The following is a 16,385-nucleotide window of genomic DNA, read 5'->3' as shown; positions in this document are numbered from 1 at the left end:
CGCACGGCTAACCTTTCTGTCCGAATCTGTTTAGGAACTGCGGCGCGGACGTGCAACCCTTGAACGGTCATGGAAAAGAACACTCCTGCCATCTGCGTTTTCTGCGGCTCTTCGCCGGGCGTCAAGCCGGCTTATGCGGCGGCCGCGCAAGATCTCGGCAGCGGGATCGGCGGGCGCGGCTGGTCGCTGGTGTTCGGCGGCGGGAACAACGGCCTGATGGGGATCGTGGCACGGTCGGCGCATGGCGCGGGCGCCAAAGTGCTCGGCATCCTGCCGGACTTCCTGAAGAAGATCGAGGTGCCGCTGGAGCCGGAATCCGAGGAACTCGTGATCGTGCCCGACATGCAGATCCGCAAGCAGAAGATGCTGGCGGCGTCGGACGCCTTCGTCGTGCTGCCGGGCGGGCTCGGCACGCTGGACGAGCTGTTCGAGGTGCTGTCGATCTCCCAGCTCAAGGTGCACGACAAGCCGATCGTCGTGGTCGACACCGAAGGCTTCTTCGCGCCGCTCTGGCCGCTGATCGCGCAGGTCGTCCGCGAGGGTTTCGCGCATGACAGGATCGCCTCGCTCTATCACGTGGCGAAGACGCCGGACGAGGCGCTGGACCGCATCGCCGGCCTACTCGGCGACGCGCCGCGATAGCGCCGGCAGGCGTCCCTCCAGGCTTACGAGGATCAGCGCCGCCCAGATCAGGCCGAAGGCGATGGCGTTGGCGCGGCCGAACGCCTCGCCCAGGATCAGCGTCGCCACGGCGAGCGTGATGGTGGGCGAGAGATATTGCAGGAAGCCGAGCGTCGTCATGCGCAGCCGGCGCGCGCCGGCGGCGAACATCACCAGCGGCGCCGCGGTCAAGGGACCGGTGAAGACGATCAGCGCGTCGCGCGAGAGGCTGGCGGCGGGAAAGGCGCCGGTGCCGTTCAGCGCCCAGAGCACGACCAGGACCAGCGTGACGGGAAGCAGCAGCGCGGTCTCGATGGTGAGGCCGTCGAGCGCGTCGACCGGCGTCAATTTCCGGACATAGCCGTAGAAGCCGAAGGTCAGCGCCAGCGCGGGCGCGATCCATGGGATATGGCCGAGCGCGAAGGCCTGTACCGCCACGGCGACGAGCGCCAGCGCGATCGCCGCGAGCCGCAGCCGCGAGATCTTCTCGTTCAAGGCGACGACGCCGAGCGCGATGGAGACCAGCGGCGTCAGGTAATAGCCGAGCGCGGCGTCGACCAATTGATGCGTCGTGACGCAGTAGAGATAGAGCGTCCAGTTCGCGGTGATGAGAAGGCTCGAGGCGGCCAGAGCGCCGAGCAGGCGCGGCGTGCGGACGACGCTCACGACGCGGGAGAGGCGGCCGCGGCCGGCGGTGACGGCGAGGCCGAAAAGGGCGCACCACAGGATGCGGTGCGAGGTGAGTTCGAGCGGCGAGACGCCACCGAGCAGGCTCCAATAGAGGGGCACGAGGCCCCAGATGAAATAGGCGCCGCCGGCGTAGAGGATACCGCGTGTTTCGCCGTGGTGGGGCTCGGCATTCAATTTCCTCCCCCGCTGTTGCGGGGGAGGGGGACCGCGAAGCGGTGGAGGGGGCCGACTGGGCGGATGCTATCCGCGCAGGCCCCCTCCGCCTCGCTTCGCTCGGCACCTTCCCCGCAACGGCGGGGGAGGAAAAAACGGGGCGCACAAATCATGCGCGGGCGCCGTCGCGGTAGAGTTTGTAGCGGATCGAATCCGTCAGCGCCTCGAAGGAGGCGTCGACCAGGTTCTCCGATACGCCCACCGTCGACCAGCGGTTGCCCTTGCCGTCGGCGCTCTCGACCATCACGCGGGTCACGGCTTCCGTTCCGCTGGTGAGGATACGGACCTTGTAATCCACCAGCTTCAGGTCGGAGAGATAGGATGAGTATTGGCCCAGGTCCTTGCGCAGCGCCTGGTCGAGGGCGTCGATCGGGCCGTTCCTGCTTTCGGCGACGGTGAGCAGCGGCTCGCCGCCGACGGTGAGCTTCACCACCGCCTCCGACACGGTCACGAGTTCGCCCTTCGCATTGTGGCGGCGCTCGACCAGGACGCGGAAGGAATCGACGTCGAAATAATCCGGCAGGTCGCCCAGCGCGCGCCGCGCCAGAAGCTCGAACGAGGCTTCGGCGCCGTCATAGGCATAGCCGAGGAATTCGCGATGCTTGATGTCTTCGAGCAGCCGCGAAATACGTTCGTCCTTGGCGTCGAGATCGATGCCGACCTCGGAGAGACGCACCAGCAGGTTGGAGCGGCCGGCCTGGTCGGAGACCAGGATCTTGCGCCGGTTGCCGACGCTTTCCGGCGGCACATGCTCGTAGGTGCGCGGGTCCTTCGCCACGGCGGAGGAATGCAGCCCGCCCTTGTGCGCGAAGGCCGAGGGGCCGACATAGGCGGCGTGGCGGTTGGGCGCACGGTTCAGGATCTCGTCGAGCAGGCGCGAGACGCGCACGAGCTGCGCGAGCTGGTCTCGGCCGACACCGGTCTCGAATTGCGACGCGTAAGGCTCCTTTAGAAGAAGCGTCGGCAGGAGGGCGCAGAGATTGGCGTTGCCGCAGCGTTCGCCGAGGCCGTTCAGCGTGCCCTGGATCTGGCGCGCGCCGCCGCGCAGCGCCGCGAGGCTCACTGCCACCGCCTGCTCCGTGTCATTGTGGGCGTGGATGCCGAGATCGGCATTCGGCAGTTTCGCCTTCACTTCGGAGACGATGCGATAGATGTCCTCCGGCAAGGTGCCGCCATTGGTGTCGCAGAGCACGAGCCAGCGCGCGCCGGCCTCGTGCGCGGCGCCGATGCAGGCGAGCGCGTATTCCGGATTGGCCTTGTAGCCGTCGAAGAAATGTTCGGCGTCGAACAGCGCCTCGCGCTTCCTGGCGACGACGGCGGCAACCGACTCCGCGATGCCGTCTATATTGTCCGTACGCGGAATATCGAGCGCGACGTCGACATGGAAGTCCCAGGTCTTGCCGACCAGGCACACCGCGTCGGCCTTCGCATCCAGCACGGCGGAAAGGCCCGGATCGTTGGCGGCGCTGCGCCCGGGGCGCTTGGTCATGCCGAAAGCGGTGAAGCGCGCGTGTCCCAGCGGCGGGCGCTCGGCGAAGAAGGCCGTATCGGTGGGGTTGGCGCCGGGCCAGCCGCCCTCGACATAGTCGATGCCGAGGCCGTCGAGCGCGAGCGCGATCTGGCGCTTGTCCTCCACCGAGAAATCGACGCCCTGGGTCTGCGCCCCATCGCGCAGGGTGGTGTCGAAAATGTATAATCTTTCCAAATGCATAGACTACTTTCGGCAATATAATTGTTTTCGAGGTCTCGCGCGGGGGAGCGCTTTCCCACGGTCGCGGCGCGATGCCGCCGGGAAGAATAAGGCCGTTTCGGCGCCGTTGGATAAGTTTGTCGCGCGGCCCCTCACCCGAAATTCGCTGCGCGAATTTCGACCTCTCCCGCAAGCGGGAGAGGTTATCGGCGTCAACCTCTCCCGCTTGCGGGAGAGGTCGAAAAACGCTCGGCGTTTTTCGGGTGAGGGGATGCTCACCGCTTGACCTCCCAGGTCGTGCCGGCGGGGCCGTCTTTCAGGACGATGCCTCTCGCGAGAAGCTCGTCGCGGATGCGATCCGATTCCTTGAAGTCCTTGCGGGCGCGCGCGGCCTTGCGGGCTTCGATGGCGTCGGCGATGGCGACCTCGTCAACCGCCTTCTTCGCCGCGAGCTTCAATTGCACATTGGAGAAACCGAGCAGGCCGAGGCCGCCGGCCAGCTCGTGGTCGCTGCCCTTGTGCAGTTCGGCGATCGCCTGCGGCGTGTTGAGGTCGTCGCTCAGGGCTTCGAGGAAGGCGGCGCCGATGGGCGGATCGGCCAGCGGCTCGGTGACGGCGTACCATTTCTCCAGCGTCTTCCAGCTTTCGGTCATGCCGGCGACGGTCCAGTCCATCGGCTGGCGGTAATGGCTGCGCAGCATGTTGAAGCGCAGCACCTCGCCGGGCCAGTCGGCGAGCAGCTCGTGGATGGTGACGAAATTGCCGAGGCTCTTCGACATCTTCTCGCCTTCGACATTCAGGAAGCCGTTGTGCAGCCAGTAGCGCGCCAGCGCGTGGCCGCGATGGGCGCCTTCGGATTGCGCGATCTCGTTCTCGTGATGCGGAAAGACGAGGTCGATGCCGCCGCCATGGATGTCGATGGTCTCGCCCATCGTTGCCTTAATCATCGCGGAGCATTCCAGATGCCAACCCGGGCGGCCGCGGCCCCAGGGGCTGTCCCAGCCGGGTTGCGCGGGGTCGGATGGCTTCCACAGCACGAAGTCCATCGGGTCTTCCTTGTACGGAGCGACGTCGACGCGGGCGCCGGCCAGCATGTCGCCCTGGCTGCGGCGCGCCAGCTTGCCGTAATCGGCCTTGTTCTTGACGCGGAAGAGGACGTGGCCCTCGGCGGCATAGGCGTAGCCTTGTGCGATCAGCGCCTCGACCATCGCGATCATCGGGCCGACGTATTCGGTGGCGCGCGGCATGACGCTGGGTTCGAGGCAGCCGAGCGCAGCCACGTCCTGGCGATAGAGGCCGTAGGTCTCTTCCGTGAGCTCGCGCAGGACCTGGAGGATGGGGACGTTGCGGGCGCCGGCGGCGGCGCGTTCGGCGGCGCGCGCGTTGATCTTGTCGTCGATGTCCGTGATGTTGCGGACATAGGTGACGTGGCCGTCGCCATAGGTGTGGCGGAGCAGCCGGAACAGCACGTCGAACACGATGGCCGGCCGCGCATTGCCGATATGGGCGAAGTCGTAGACCGTCGGGCCGCAGACATACATCCGCACATTGTTCGGGTCCTGCGGGACGAAGACGTCCTTGGATCGGGTCAGGGTGTTGTAGAGGCGGATGGTCATGGGCTTACTCATACAGCGATTTGGCGGCTTGGCCCTCACCCGAAATCGCTTCGCGATTTCGACCTCTCCCGCAAGCGGGAGAGGTTAACGCGGCGTACCTCTCCCGTTTACGGGAGAGGTCGAAAAACGCGCAGCGTTTTTCGGGTGAGGGGCACTTTGGCGATGTGGGCAGACAAAAGGGGAGGGTCGCGGCGTCAGCCGCAAATCGAGCAGAAAATGTGGCGGACAAAGCTCACGTCACGTCCCTTAAGGCGCGGAAATCGCGCAGCGGGCGGGGAGGTAGCAGGTTTTCTGGCGCTCGTCCACGGGTTAGGGTTCAAGCTGCTCGCCATAAAAAAAGCCGTCATCGCCCGCTTCATGCGGGCGACCCAATTTGGCAACGGGAAAAATGGGTTGCCCGGACAAGCCGGGCAATGACGATTGATTGAAGATTTGCCTAGTCCCGTGCATCCCGGAACGCGTTGGTGATCGGGTAGCGGCGGTCTCTCCCGAAATTCCGCGCGCTGATCTTCACGCCGGGCGGGGCCTGGCGGCGCTTGTATTCGCTCGTGTAGAGCAATTGTTCGATCCGCTTCACCGTCGCCGGGTGGTAGCCCTTGGCGCAGGTGTCCTCGAAGGTCATCTCCCGCTCGACCAGGCATTCCAGGATGCCGTCGAGTATCTCGTAAGGCGGCAGCGAATCCTCGTCCTTCTGGTTCTCGCGCAGCTCGGCGCTCGGCGGCTTGGTGATGATGCGTTCGGGGATGACGCGCGTGGCGGGGCCCAGGCAGCCGCGCGGGCTTTCCTGGTTGCGCCAGCGGGCGAGCGCGAAGACCTCCATCTTGTAGACGTCCTTCAGCACATTGTAGCCGCCGCACATGTCGCCATAGAGCGTGGCGTAGCCGACGCTCATCTCGCTCTTGTTGCCGGTGGTGAGCACCATCGGCCCGAACTTGTTGGAGATCGCCATCAGGATCACGCCGCGGGCGCGGGACTGGATGTTCTCCTCCGTCGTATCGACGCGCTTGCCGGCGAAGGTGGGCGCCAGCGCCGCGCCGAAGGCGTTCACCACGTCCTCGATGGCGACGGTGTCGTAGTGCACGCCGAGCAGGGCGGCGCACTCCGCCGCGTCGTAAAGGCTGTCGGCCGACGTGTATTTGCTCGGCAGCATCACGCAGCGCACGCGGTCCTTGCCGAGCGCATCGACCGCGACGGCGGCGCTGAGCGCGCTGTCGATGCCGCCCGACATGCCGAGCACCACGCCGGGGAAGCGATTCTTGTTCACATAGTCGCGCAGGCCCAGCATCATCGCGTGATAGACCTGCCGCGAACGTTCCTCGCTCGGGGCGCGCTCGCCGGGCGCGCAGACCCAGCCGGTGAGGCCGCGCGTCCATTCGGTGACGACGATCTTCTCTTCCCAGGCGGGGAGCGCCCAGGCGACGGAGCGGTCGGCATTGCAGACCAGCGAGGCGCCGTCGAACACCAGCTCGTCCTGGCCGCCGACCTGGTTGAGATAGACCAGCGGCAAGCCGGTTTCGGTGACGCGGGCGGCGATCAGGTTGAGGCGGACGTCCTCCTTGCCGGCCTCGAAGGGCGAGCCGTTGGGCACCAACAGGATCTCGGCGCCGGTCTCCGACAGGCATTCGACGATGTCGGGCGTCCAGATGTCCTCGCAGATCGGAACGCCGATGCGCACGCCGCGGATGTTGAACGGGCCGGGCATCGGGCCGGGGACGAAGACGCGCTTCTCGTCGAACACGCCGTAATTGGGAAGGTCGACCTTGAAGGTCCTGGCCGCGATCTTGCCGCCGTCGAGCAGCAGGCAGGCATTAAAGAGCTTGTCGTCCGCCACCCAGGGGCTGCCGACGAGGACGGCGGGGCCGCCATCGGCGGTGTCCTTCGCGAATTTCTCGATGGCCTCCATCGCATCGGATTGCAGCGCGGGCTTGAGGACGAGGTCCTCCGGCGGGTAGCCGACGATGTAGAGTTCGGGAAACAGGATCACATCGGCCTTGGCGGCGGCGGCCTCGGCGCGGGCGGCGCGGGCCTTCTTCAGGTTGCCGTGGATGTCGCCCATGATGGGATTGAGCTGGGCGAGCGCGATGCGGAAGCGGTCTGTCATGGATGAGGTTTAGCGCGAGCGGCGACGCGAGAAAACAGTCATGGCTGACTGTTACAAGTCTTTGTGCGGGCATGGGCTGACTCACGCGGAACCGCGGAGAACGCGGAGTTCTGGCTGAACCTCCGCGCTCTCCGCAGCTCCGCGTGAATCTTGGTGCGCCGACGCGCGCCGGATGGGTGGCCGGATCAAGCCCGGCCATGACGATTTTTGTTATCTGGCCGCGGCGACCGCCACATAGGGTTCGGCGGGCTGCTCCGGACGGTCGGCGGCGTCTTCGATGGCGAGCGCGGTGGCCAGCGCCTGGCGGGCTTCTTCCGGACGCACCAGGGTCGCGGCGCCGTCGCGCACCGCGGCGACGAAGGCGGCGACGGACTCGCCCAGAGGATCGCCCTGCTCCAGCGCCTTCAAGGGGCGCGGCGTGGTGTTGCGGATCTTGCGGGTGACGAAATCGATCTCGATCACGCCGTCGGCATATTCGGCGCGCATGCCGCGGCGGCGCGCGTCCGAGATGCGGCTGGTCTCCAGATGGGCGATCGTGCCGTTGGCGAAGGTCACGTCGGCGCTGACCTCGTCCGCGAGGCGGCTGTGCAGCGCGCGGCTCCGGGCCTCGACGTCGAACACCTCGGCCGGCACCAATTGATGCACGAGATCGAGGTCGTGGATCATCAGGTCGAGCACCACCGAGACGTCGGCGCTGCGCCCCGTCCACGGGCCCATGCGCCAGCAGGAAATCTCCAGCGGCACTTGCCGGTGGTCGAGCAGGCCGGTGCCGGCGAAGACGAATCGCTCCTGGTGGCCGACGGTCAGCACGAGGCCGGTGCGGGCGGCGAGCGCGATCAAGGCGTCGGCCTCCTCGACGGAGGTGGCGATGGGCTTCTCGACCAGGACATGGGCGCCGGCATTCAGGAAGGCGCGCACGATCTCGGCATGGGTCTGGGCCGGCGTGCAGACGCTGACGAGGTCGACCTTGCCGAGCAGCTCGCGCCAGTCGGCGACGGCGGGCACGCCGTGATTGGCGAGCGCGGTCTTGCGAACCTCGGGATGCGGATCGGCGATGGCGATGAGCTCGACGCCGTCGATATGGCGATATTTCGATGCGTGGTGCCGGCCAAATGCGCCGGCGCCGATCACGGCAGCCTTGAGCGGTCCCTTGGGACGCAAGCGGAACGGAGCCAAATGGAATCTCGCCGGGATTACAGGGGCATAAGGTCAGTCCGGCCGATCCGGCGCGACTCATAAAATGTTTCGTCTTGTTACACCAAGGGGCGCTGATAGGGTGCCGGCTCCCGATATTTCCGCCAATTCAAGGGTTAAGGAGCGTCCCATGGACAATCAGAAGAACCACGAAATCCGCTTGAAGTCGCGGCCGCATGGGCTGCCTACCACCGACAACTTCGAACTGGTCGAGACCGCCGTTCCGACGCCGGGGCCGGGCCAGGTGCTGGTCCGCAACAGCTATATCTCGGTCGATCCCTATATGCGCGGGCGGATGATGGACCGCGAGAGCTATGTGCCCCCGTTCGCGATGGGCGAGGCGCTGACCGGCGGCGCGATCGGCCAGGTGGTGGCGTCCAACAGCGATACGGTGAAGGTCGGCGACTTCGTGCAGAGCAATTATGGCTGGCGCGAATGGTTCGTCGCGAATGGCGGCGAGGTGCAGACCTTTACGCCGGCGGCGGAGCTTTCGGCCCATCTCGGCGCGCTGGGCATGCCGGGGCTGACGGCCTATGCGGGGCTGCTCCGCGTCGGCGCGCTGAAGGACGGCGAGCGGGTGTTCGTGTCGGCAGCGGCCGGCGCGGTCGGCCAGGTAGTGTGCCAGATCGCCAAGGCGAAGGGCTGCTATGTGGTGGGCTCGGTCGGCTCGCAGGAGAAGGCGGATTACCTGGCCTCGCTCGGGGTCGACAAGACGATCGTCTACAAGACCTGCGGCGACCTCAATGCGTCGCTGGCGGCGGCGTTTCCCGAAGGGATCGACGTCGATTTCGAGAATGTCGGCGGGGCGCATCTGGAAGCGGCGATCTACAACATGCGGCCGGGCGGGCGCATCGCGCTGTGCGGGATGATCGACATGTACAACGCGACGGAGCTGCCGCCGGGGCCGTGCAATCTGGCGCTGGCGATCGGGCTGGGGCTGACGATCAAGGGCTTCGTGGTGCCGAGCCATTTCGACATGTTCGGCGACTTCCAGCGCGACATGTCGGCGTGGGTGAAGGACGGCAAGATGACGTGGCGCGAGACGGTGGTCGACGGCGTCGCGAACGCGCCGGGCGCGTTCATCGGGCTCTTCAAGGGCGACAATATCGGCAAGATGGTGGTGCGGGTGGGGCCGGACCGGGCGGTGTGAGGGCGCCGGCGCGGTGACTTTGCGGGCGTTTTCGGCTAGGCTCGCGCCATGACGGAATGGTCGCTCGAGGATGCGAAGGATCGCTTCGGCGAGGTGGTGACGGCCGCCCATCAGGCGCCCCAACTCGTCACCAAGGACGGCAAGCCGGCGGTGGTGGTTGTGGACGCTGCGGAGTTCGAGCGGCTTGGGGGGAAAACCCAGCCAGGACCGCAGACAAAGCTCATGCCGGATGGCAAGGAGCACACATTCATCGATCATCTGCTGGCGATTCCAAAAGTCGGCCCGGACGACTTGTTCGAGCGCGTGCGGCCGAAACGGCGCGACATCGATTTTTGAATGTATCTGATCGACACGGACGTCCTGTCGGAGCTGCGCAAGCCGCGACCCAACGGCAATGTCCTGGATTGGATGAGCCGCCGGAATCCGGCGGAGCTGTTCATCAGTGCGATCACCGTCATGGAGATCGAGCGCGGAATTCAAAAACAGCGCGGCGCCAATCCCGACCACGCGAATATCCTGGAAGAATGGCTGTTGAAAAATCTGACGCAATACGGCGAACGCGTCCTTGCGATCACGAGCCAAGTCGCCCGCAGATGGGGACGCATGCAAATCCAGCTTCAAAGAGACGACGACGATATCGCCATTGCCGCGATTGCGCTGGAGCACAATTTGACGGTCGTGACGCGCAATGTCCGTCACTTCGACAAGACCGGTGTCGCGATCCTCAATCCGTTCGACGCGGCCTGATCAGGATTCGGGACCGCTGGCTTTCAGCGTCACGAGGGCGGCAACGATCAGGTAGGCGAGCATCAGAGGCGCCAGGCCCGTCAGGAGGACGCCGCCGATGCCGCCGAAACCGCCGCAGCCGAGCCATCCATAGAGCGAGCCGATGTAGAGAAGCTGAAAGCCGACGATGGCGACGGTGCCGTAGAGCGCGGCCAGCAGCGTCGGCCCGAACGAGGTCGGGCGCAGCGCCTGCTGCAGGCGCAGCAGGCCCGCCGTCAGGCCGATGCGCGACGCCGCCGAGGCGACATAGACGATCGCCAGCAGCCAGGCGATGGAGGCGGCAAGGGAGATGGAATAGACGCGCTGCGGATTGAGCACGCAATCGTCCAGCCGGTCGGCGAGCTTGGGCAAGCCGGGCACCACGGAAAACATCGCTTTCTGCACGGCCTGGCCCACCGGCGTGTTGCCGATCTCGGAGACGAAATAGACCTGGACGGCGAAGCTGACCGCCACGAAGGCCACGAAGACGGTGTCGTCGAAGGTGGGAATGAGGTCGCGCGGCCTCAGCCGCGCCAGCAGCGGCGCGTTCGGGCGCGCGGACGCGCCGAAGCCCGCGACGAACAGAAGCCCCATGGCGCCGAACAAAAGAACGCAGATCGCGACGGATTGCAGCGCCTCGGGAAGAGCGATGCCGTGGACCAGCGCCTGGACGAAGGCATGGCCACCCGCATAGAGGCAGAACACGACCCACCCTTTCGCGAGAAGCCGCGCCACGCCCATGCGGTTGGTGCCCCTATCGCCCGTTCACGCCGAGGCCGCCAGGCGGTCGCTTTTGACGCGTTCGGCGCGGATCGTGTCGGCGAGCAGGAAGGCGAGCTCCAACGCCTGGCTCGCATTGAGGCGCGGATCGCAGGCGGTCTGGTAGCGGTCGAACAGGTCGATCTCCTTGATCGCCTGCGCCCCGCCGAGGCATTCGGTGACGTCCTGGCCGGTCATCTCCAGATGGATGCCGCCGGCATGGCTGCCTTCGGCGCGGTGGATGGCGAAGAAGGATTTCACCTCCTCCAACACGCGGTCGACGGGACGGGTCTTGTAGCCGGACTGCAGCTTGATCGTGTTGCCGTGCATCGGATCGCAGGACCACACGACGTTGAGGCCCTCCCGGCGCACGGCGCGGATCAGCTTGGGCAGATGCGCGGCGATCTTGTCGGAGCCGTAGCGCGCGATCAGCGTGAGGCGGCCGGGTTTGTTGTCCGGGTTCAGCGTGGCGCAGAGCTTGATGAGGTCTTCTTCCGCGAGAGAAGGCCCGCATTTGAGGCCGAGCGGGTTCTTCACGCCGCGGCAGAACTCGACATGGGCGCCGTCGGGCTGGCGCGTGCGGTCGCCGATCCAGATCATGTGGCCGGAGGTGGCGTAATGCTCCCCGGTGATCGAATCCTGCCGGGTCAGCGCTTCCTCGTAAGGCAGGAGCAGCGCTTCGTGGCTGAAATAGAAATCGACCCGGCTGGTCTGCTGCTTCACCGCATCGGCCAGGGAGAAGGTCTTCATGAAGCCGACGCCCTGGTCGATCCGGTCGACCACTTCGTTGTAGCGACGGCTGAGATCGGCGTGGTGATGATCCAGATTCCAGTGCCGCGCGCGGGAAAGATCGGCATAGCCGCCGGTCGCGAAGGCGCGCACCAGATTCGCGGTCGCCGCCGCCTGGTAATAGGCGCGCACCATGCGCTCGGGGTCGGGCGTGCGGGCCTCGGGCGTGAATTCGCCGCCGTTGATATTGTCGCCGCGATAGGAGGGCAGCGTCACGCCGTTCTGGGTCTCGAAATCGTCGGAGCGCGGCTTGGCGAACTGGCCGGCGATGCGGCCGATCTTCACCACCGGCAGGTCGGCGCCGAAGGTCAGAACCGTCGCCATGCTGAGGAAGACGCAGAACGTGTCGCGGATGTTGTTGGCGGTGAATTCGGCGAAGCTCTCCGCGCAATCGCCGCCCTGCAGCAGGAAAGCCCGCCCCTGCGAGACCTCGGCCAGGCTGGACATTAAGTTGCGCGCCTCGCCGGCGAACACCAGCGGCGGGTGGGTCTTCAGCCGCGCTTCCACCGCCGCCAGAGCCGCCTTGTCCGGATAATCCGGAACCTGACGGATCGGCCTGGAACGCCAGCTTTGCGGGGACCAGGGCTGGGCCACGCGGAAAACTCCAAAAGAGGTCCCGGGGATATAAGAGATGAGGCCCCGCTTTGCCAGCGGCAGGCGCGACGGTGGTGAACGGGTCGCGGGGCTTAAGGCGCGAAGGCCGGCCGCGCGGCGGCGGCGATATTGGCCATGGTCTGGGCGCAGGCGTGACGGCGCAAGAGGCCGTAGCGGACGTCGAGGCGCTTGCGGAAGCTCCAGTCGGGGTGCATCGCCTTGGCCCAGGCGGCGTAACGGTGCAGCTCGGCCTCGCGCGCGTCGGCGTCGGCAAGGGTTTCGGGGCATTGGAACGCGGCATCGAAGGATGCGTCGTCGACGAGGGCCAGTGTGCCGGCGTCATCGCCGTCGGCGGCACGCGCCGCGCCGGACAATATGATGAACGCGACGAGAGCAGTCGCGAAAATTCTCATGGCCCACTCCCCCTTGACCCCGCGAGCATACACGATTTTCGCGTGCGTTACCCGCCCGCGAAGCGCGCGACGAGCGGAATGCGGCGCAGGACCGCCGCCACCGTCCAGGATGCGGCGAGCGCGGCCGCGATTGCGAGGACGGCCTTCGCCGCGCCCGGAAGGGGCTGGGTCAAAAGCGCGTATTGCGCGGCGGCGACGAACGCGTAGTGCACGATGTAGATGCCGTAGGCGTTTCGCGACAGGCTGTCCATGACGCGGTTCGCGCGCCGGACGAAGCGCAGGAAGATCGCGAGCAGCGCGAAGCACAGCGTGCCGCAGCTCAGCACGAAGCTCGCATCGCCGAGCGCCAGCAGGACCGGGCTCGCGCCGCCTTTCGCGGCGAGGATGGCGATCAGGATGGCGGTGCCGAGAGCCAGCGCGCCGAGCGCGGCCAGCAGCCACAGCCACCAGCGCCTGGCGAGCCGTCCGTCGGGGGCGAGCAGGCTGCGCCCGACGCCGAACGCACCGAGCCCGGCGCCGACTGCGAAATAGACGAAGTAATGCAGCGGGCGCGCGGTCTGGAACTGGAAGATGCTCCAATAGGTCCAGGCAACCGGATCGAAGGCGAGCGCGAGCGGGACATAGGCCACCGCCGAAGCCGCCAGCACTGCCGCGAAGAACCGCCAGGGATGGTCGCCTGCCGTCGCGCTCAGCCGGCCGAGGCGCGCGGCCCAGGACGGCAGGACGAGGAACAAGACGGCCGTGGCGACATCGAAGGCGAGCAGCAGCGAGATGAACCATGCGGGACCGGTCGGCCAGTAGCCGATCCGCCGCCACGCATCCCAGTAGTTCGCAAGGCCGGGCGCGCCGCCGGACTGGAGATAGGCGAAATAGTAGGCGGCGGGAACGACGATGAAGGCGCAGAACAGGAAGGGCAGACCGAGCCGGACGAGACGGTCGCGCAGGAACGCCGCCCGGCCCTTGCGCGCGACGCTCGCCGCGACGAAGAGACCCGAAACCAGGAACATCAGCGACATGAAGAAGACGTCGTCGATGCCGACGATCACGCCGGCCGGCGGCCACACGGCCTTGTCGACCACCGGAAAGGCGCGCCAGAGCATCGCGCCGCCGGCGAACCGGTGCGGCGGCGCCATGCCGACATAGGCGAGCAGCGAGTGGTGCACCACGACGAGCACGGTGACGAAGGCCCGCAGATAACCCATCGGCACGCTATAGGCCGCGTCCGGAGCCGCCTTGACCGCGTTATCCATCTTGCCTCTCCCGTCGAAGTACCGTACCGTTCGGTTCGCCTTGTAGTACCGAACGGTACGGTACGCAAGAGCGTTGGAACGCAGCGACTCGGGGTAAAACGGACGCGATGGCGAAGGCGGCGGTGAAATCGGCCAAGGACGCGCGGCGGGAGGAAATCCTGGATGCCGCGCGCCAGGAATTCACGAGCAAGGGCTTCGCCGGCGCCTCGATGGCGGCGATCGCCAAGCGCGCCCGGGCCTCGAAAGAGACGCTCTACGCCTGGTTCGAGAACAAGGAGAGGCTGTTCGGCGCGGTGTTCGAGGCGCGGCTGGAGTCGCTCGGCACCCATGCCACCGCGGCGGTCGCGGAGAATCCGCACCCCTCCCATGTCCTGCCGGTCGTCGCGCGCGACATCGTCAAGATGCTTCTCGCCATGGAGCCGCTGAACCGGGCCGCGGCATCGGCGGGCGACCGCACCCCGATCCTGGCCGAAGGCCTGGGCGCCGCGATCCGCGAGGAACGCAAGAATTTCGTGCGCTATTTCGAATGGTGCCGCGCCGAGGGGTTCCTTGCCTTCGACGACGATCCTTACGAGATCGCCTCGATCTTCGTCGCCATGGCGCAGGGCGAATGGGCGATGCGCGTCGGCTATCGCCTGGTGGACAAGGTCACCGACGCGATGATCGACGCGCACGCGCAGCGCGCGACGCGGCTGTTCCTGAAGGCGCTCGCGCCCGAAAAGAAGAAGCGCTAGACGCGATTGCGCCGCCCTGCGTGACGGTCCCGCGACACTCCGGACGCGCGGGGCACGGGTGGCCTTGGGCGGCGCGTTTCAGTAGCCTTTGGCCGGCGATATTGGCGCGAGCGGCCGGCACGGGCGGCGGCGCGGGAGGCACGATGGACACGCGCGATCCGGCATTCCTCGAACGGCTCATGGGCTATGCCGGCGCCGGCATGGTCGGCGCGTTCTGGGCGCAGGTGAAGCCCGACCGGATCGCGATCTGGGACCGCTTCGGCGCGCACACCTATGCCAAGGTCAATGCGCAGTCGAACCGGCTGGCGCGGGTGCTGCGCGAGGAGGGCCTGAAGCCGGGCGACGCGGTGGCGCTGTTCTCGACCAACCGCGCGGCGTTCATCGAGACGCTGAACGCGACGCGGCGCAGCGGTTTGCGCGTGACGCCGGTGAACTGGCATCTGAAGTCCGACGAGATCGCCTATATCCTGAACGATTGCGAGGCCAAGGCGCTGATCGCGGAGACCAAGTTCGAGACCATCCGCGAGGCGGTGCACAAGGCGCCGGGGATCGGGCTCAAGCTCTCGGTCGGCGGACTGGCGGACGGGTTCGAGGATTATGACGGCGCGCTCGACGGCGTGGACGGGACCGACCTGGACGATCCGGCGATGGGCAGCCAGATGCTCTATACCTCCGGCACGACGGGGCGGCCCAAGGGCGTGCACCGGCCGCACGGGGTGGCGACGCCGCCGCAATTCGAGGGCTCGAACGGCGGCTATGATCCGGACACGGACGTTCAGATGTGCGCCGGGCCGGGCTATCACGCGGCGCCGCTCGCCTTCGACATCGCGATCCCGCAAGCGAGCGGCGTGCCGATCGCCTTCCTGGGCGAGCGCTGGGACACCGAGGAGGTGTTCCGCACCATCGAGAGCCGGCGGGTCACGCACGCCCATCTCGTGCCGATCATGATGCAGCGCATGCTGGCGGCGCCGGCGGAGATGAAGGCGCGCTACGACCTGTCGTCGCTCAGGATGATCGTGCACGGCGCGGCGCCCTGCCCGCCCGAGGTCAAGCGGGCGATGATGGACTGGCTGGGGCCGATCCTGTTCGAATATTATGCTGGGTCGGAGGGCGGCGCGGGGTTCTTCATCCAGGCCGAGGAATGGCTGAAGAAGCCCGGCAGCGTCGGCAAGCGGCCGGCGCTGATGCGCGTCAAGATCCTGGACGACGAAGGCAACGAGCTGCCGCCGGGCCAGCCGGGGCTGATCTATCACGAGGCGGCGAAGCTCAACCCGTTCAGCTACTACAAGGACGACAAGAAGACGGCGGCGTCGCATCGCGGCGACTTCTTCACCCTGGGCGATATCGGCTATTTCGACGAGGACGACTATCTGTTCCTGACCGGGCGCTCGGCGGAGATCATCATCTCGGGCGGCGTGAACATCTATCCGCAGGAGATCGACAACGAGATCGTCAAGCATCCCGCGGTCGAGGACGTCTGCACCATCGGCGTGCCGAACGCCGAATGGGGCGAGGAGGTCAAGAGCGTCGTGCTGCTGAAGCCGGGCGTGGCGCCGAGCGAGGAACTCAAGACGGAGATCATCGATTTCGTGCGGCCGCATCTGGCGGGGTTCAAGGTGCCGCGGAGCATCGACTTCGTGGCCGAACTTCCGCGCAGCGCGGCCGGCAAGATCAAGCGCGGCGAGGTACGGAGGCCGTTCTGGGAAGGGCGGAAGGTGCAGATTTAGCGGGCCGCTCGCCATGGGACGGCCGCGGCCCTATGGTCGC

The 16,385-nt window shown here is 66.7% G+C and carries 15 protein-coding genes; 6 read left to right on the top strand and 9 right to left on the bottom strand.

The genetic code is table 11. The annotated features are described in order from the left end of the window. Window positions 1–69: 69 nt before the first annotated feature. The gene (locus tag WDN01_00270; protein ID MEJ0024433.1) at window positions 70–642 is read left to right on the top strand and encodes a TIGR00730 family Rossman fold protein; all 573 of its coding nucleotides are present in this window, start codon (window positions 70–72) and stop codon (window positions 640–642) included. Here WDN01_00270 and rarD read toward each other — a convergent pair. The 5 genes from rarD to WDN01_00245 all read right to left on the bottom strand — a co-directional run bounded on the left by rarD (window position 619) and on the right by WDN01_00245 (window position 8,146). Continuing rightward, the gene (gene rarD, locus WDN01_00265) at window positions 619–1,524 is read right to left on the bottom strand and encodes an EamA family transporter RarD (GenBank protein ID MEJ0024432.1); all 906 of its coding nucleotides are present in this window, start codon (window positions 1,522–1,524) and stop codon (window positions 619–621) included. The genes WDN01_00270 and rarD overlap by 24 nt on opposite strands. A 148-nt stretch (window positions 1,525–1,672) precedes the next feature. Continuing rightward, window positions 1,673–3,274: a citramalate synthase gene (cimA, locus tag WDN01_00260; GenBank protein ID MEJ0024431.1), complete on the bottom strand. Its 1,602-nt coding sequence runs from the start codon at window positions 3,272–3,274 to the stop codon at window positions 1,673–1,675. 254 nt (window positions 3,275–3,528) lie between these two features. Further along, a complete protein-coding gene (gene cysS, locus WDN01_00255) occupies window positions 3,529–4,869 on the bottom strand; it encodes a cysteine--tRNA ligase (GenBank protein MEJ0024430.1) in 1,341 nt (446 codons plus the stop codon). A gap of 436 nt (window positions 4,870–5,305) precedes the next feature. Then, on the bottom strand, window positions 5,306–6,970 hold the full coding sequence (locus WDN01_00250; protein MEJ0024429.1) for an NAD+ synthase: 1,665 nt from the start codon (window positions 6,968–6,970) through the stop codon (window positions 5,306–5,308). Between the two features lie 210 nt (window positions 6,971–7,180). Then, window positions 7,181–8,146 carry a Gfo/Idh/MocA family oxidoreductase gene (locus WDN01_00245; protein MEJ0024428.1) on the bottom strand — a complete coding sequence of 322 codons (966 nt, stop codon included), beginning with the start codon at window positions 8,144–8,146 and terminating at the stop codon, window positions 7,181–7,183. Between the two features lie 148 nt (window positions 8,147–8,294). Here WDN01_00245 and WDN01_00240 point away from each other — a divergent pair, with 148 nt between their 5' ends. The 3 genes from WDN01_00240 to WDN01_00230 are packed head-to-tail and all read left to right on the top strand — an operon-like array spanning window position 8,295 to window position 10,061. Continuing rightward, window positions 8,295–9,314, top strand: coding sequence for an NADP-dependent oxidoreductase (locus WDN01_00240; GenBank protein MEJ0024427.1), 1,020 nt, complete (start codon window positions 8,295–8,297; stop codon window positions 9,312–9,314). 48 nt (window positions 9,315–9,362) lie between these two features. Continuing rightward, the gene (locus tag WDN01_00235; GenBank protein ID MEJ0024426.1) at window positions 9,363–9,650 is read left to right on the top strand and encodes a type II toxin-antitoxin system Phd/YefM family antitoxin; all 288 of its coding nucleotides are present in this window, start codon (window positions 9,363–9,365) and stop codon (window positions 9,648–9,650) included. Beyond that, a complete protein-coding gene (locus WDN01_00230) occupies window positions 9,651–10,061 on the top strand; it encodes a type II toxin-antitoxin system VapC family toxin (GenBank protein MEJ0024425.1) in 411 nt (136 codons plus the stop codon). Here WDN01_00230 and WDN01_00225 read toward each other — a convergent pair whose 3' ends face one another. The 4 genes from WDN01_00225 to WDN01_00210 all read right to left on the bottom strand — a co-directional run bounded on the left by WDN01_00225 (window position 10,062) and on the right by WDN01_00210 (window position 13,884). Further along, window positions 10,062–10,820 (bottom strand): hypothetical protein, encoded by a 759-nt coding sequence (locus WDN01_00225; protein ID MEJ0024424.1) that lies wholly within the window; start codon window positions 10,818–10,820, stop codon window positions 10,062–10,064. 24 nt (window positions 10,821–10,844) lie between these two features. Next, window positions 10,845–12,221 carry a 3-deoxy-7-phosphoheptulonate synthase class II gene (locus tag WDN01_00220; protein MEJ0024423.1) on the bottom strand — a complete coding sequence of 459 codons (1,377 nt, stop codon included), beginning with the start codon at window positions 12,219–12,221 and terminating at the stop codon, window positions 10,845–10,847. 92 nt (window positions 12,222–12,313) lie between these two features. Beyond that, window positions 12,314–12,634: a hypothetical protein gene (locus tag WDN01_00215; protein ID MEJ0024422.1), complete on the bottom strand. Its 321-nt coding sequence runs from the start codon at window positions 12,632–12,634 to the stop codon at window positions 12,314–12,316. A 47-nt stretch (window positions 12,635–12,681) separates the two neighbouring features. Beyond that, window positions 12,682–13,884 (bottom strand): acyltransferase, encoded by a 1,203-nt coding sequence (locus WDN01_00210; GenBank protein ID MEJ0024421.1) that lies wholly within the window; start codon window positions 13,882–13,884, stop codon window positions 12,682–12,684. A 107-nt stretch (window positions 13,885–13,991) separates the two neighbouring features. On the opposite strand from WDN01_00210, the gene WDN01_00205 reads away from it, so the two are divergent. Together WDN01_00205 and WDN01_00200 are read left to right on the top strand one after the other, a co-directional pair. Continuing rightward, entirely contained in the window at window positions 13,992–14,618 is a 627-nt protein-coding gene (locus WDN01_00205) for a TetR/AcrR family transcriptional regulator (GenBank protein MEJ0024420.1), read from the top strand. A 143-nt stretch (window positions 14,619–14,761) separates the two neighbouring features. Continuing rightward, window positions 14,762–16,345, top strand: a complete 1,584-nt coding sequence (locus WDN01_00200; GenBank protein ID MEJ0024419.1) for an AMP-binding protein — start codon at window positions 14,762–14,764, stop codon at window positions 16,343–16,345. Window positions 16,346–16,385 lie beyond the last annotated feature (40 nt).

The organism is Rhizomicrobium sp. (assembly GCA_037200985.1).
Classification (GTDB): domain Bacteria; phylum Pseudomonadota; class Alphaproteobacteria; order Micropepsales; family Micropepsaceae; genus Rhizomicrobium.
Note: the sequence above shows the minus strand (reverse complement) of the source record. Positions and strands in the feature narration are given on the sequence as shown.

Bases quoted from the DNA above. Each gene is read 5' to 3' on its own strand.
- WDN01_00270 (MEJ0024433.1), top strand. From the start codon at position 70: ATGGAAAAGAACACTCCTGCCATCTGCGTTTTCTGCGGCTCTTCGCCG.
- cimA (MEJ0024431.1), bottom strand. From the start codon at position 3,274: ATGCATTTGGAAAGATTATACATTTTCGACACCACCCTGCGCGATGGG.
- cysS (MEJ0024430.1), bottom strand. From the start codon at position 4,869: ATGACCATCCGCCTCTACAACACCCTGACCCGATCCAAGGACGTCTTC.
- WDN01_00250 (MEJ0024429.1), bottom strand. From the start codon at position 6,970: ATGACAGACCGCTTCCGCATCGCGCTCGCCCAGCTCAATCCCATCATG.
- WDN01_00240 (MEJ0024427.1), top strand. From the start codon at position 8,295: ATGGACAATCAGAAGAACCACGAAATCCGCTTGAAGTCGCGGCCGCAT.
- WDN01_00235 (MEJ0024426.1), top strand. From the start codon at position 9,363: ATGACGGAATGGTCGCTCGAGGATGCGAAGGATCGCTTCGGCGAGGTG.
- WDN01_00230 (MEJ0024425.1), top strand. From the start codon at position 9,651: ATGTATCTGATCGACACGGACGTCCTGTCGGAGCTGCGCAAGCCGCGA.
- WDN01_00225 (MEJ0024424.1), bottom strand. From the start codon at position 10,820: ATGGGCGTGGCGCGGCTTCTCGCGAAAGGGTGGGTCGTGTTCTGCCTC.
- WDN01_00215 (MEJ0024422.1), bottom strand. From the start codon at position 12,634: ATGAGAATTTTCGCGACTGCTCTCGTCGCGTTCATCATATTGTCCGGC.
- WDN01_00210 (MEJ0024421.1), bottom strand. From the start codon at position 13,884: ATGGATAACGCGGTCAAGGCGGCTCCGGACGCGGCCTATAGCGTGCCG.
- WDN01_00205 (MEJ0024420.1), top strand. From the start codon at position 13,992: ATGGCGAAGGCGGCGGTGAAATCGGCCAAGGACGCGCGGCGGGAGGAA.
- WDN01_00200 (MEJ0024419.1), top strand. From the start codon at position 14,762: ATGGACACGCGCGATCCGGCATTCCTCGAACGGCTCATGGGCTATGCC.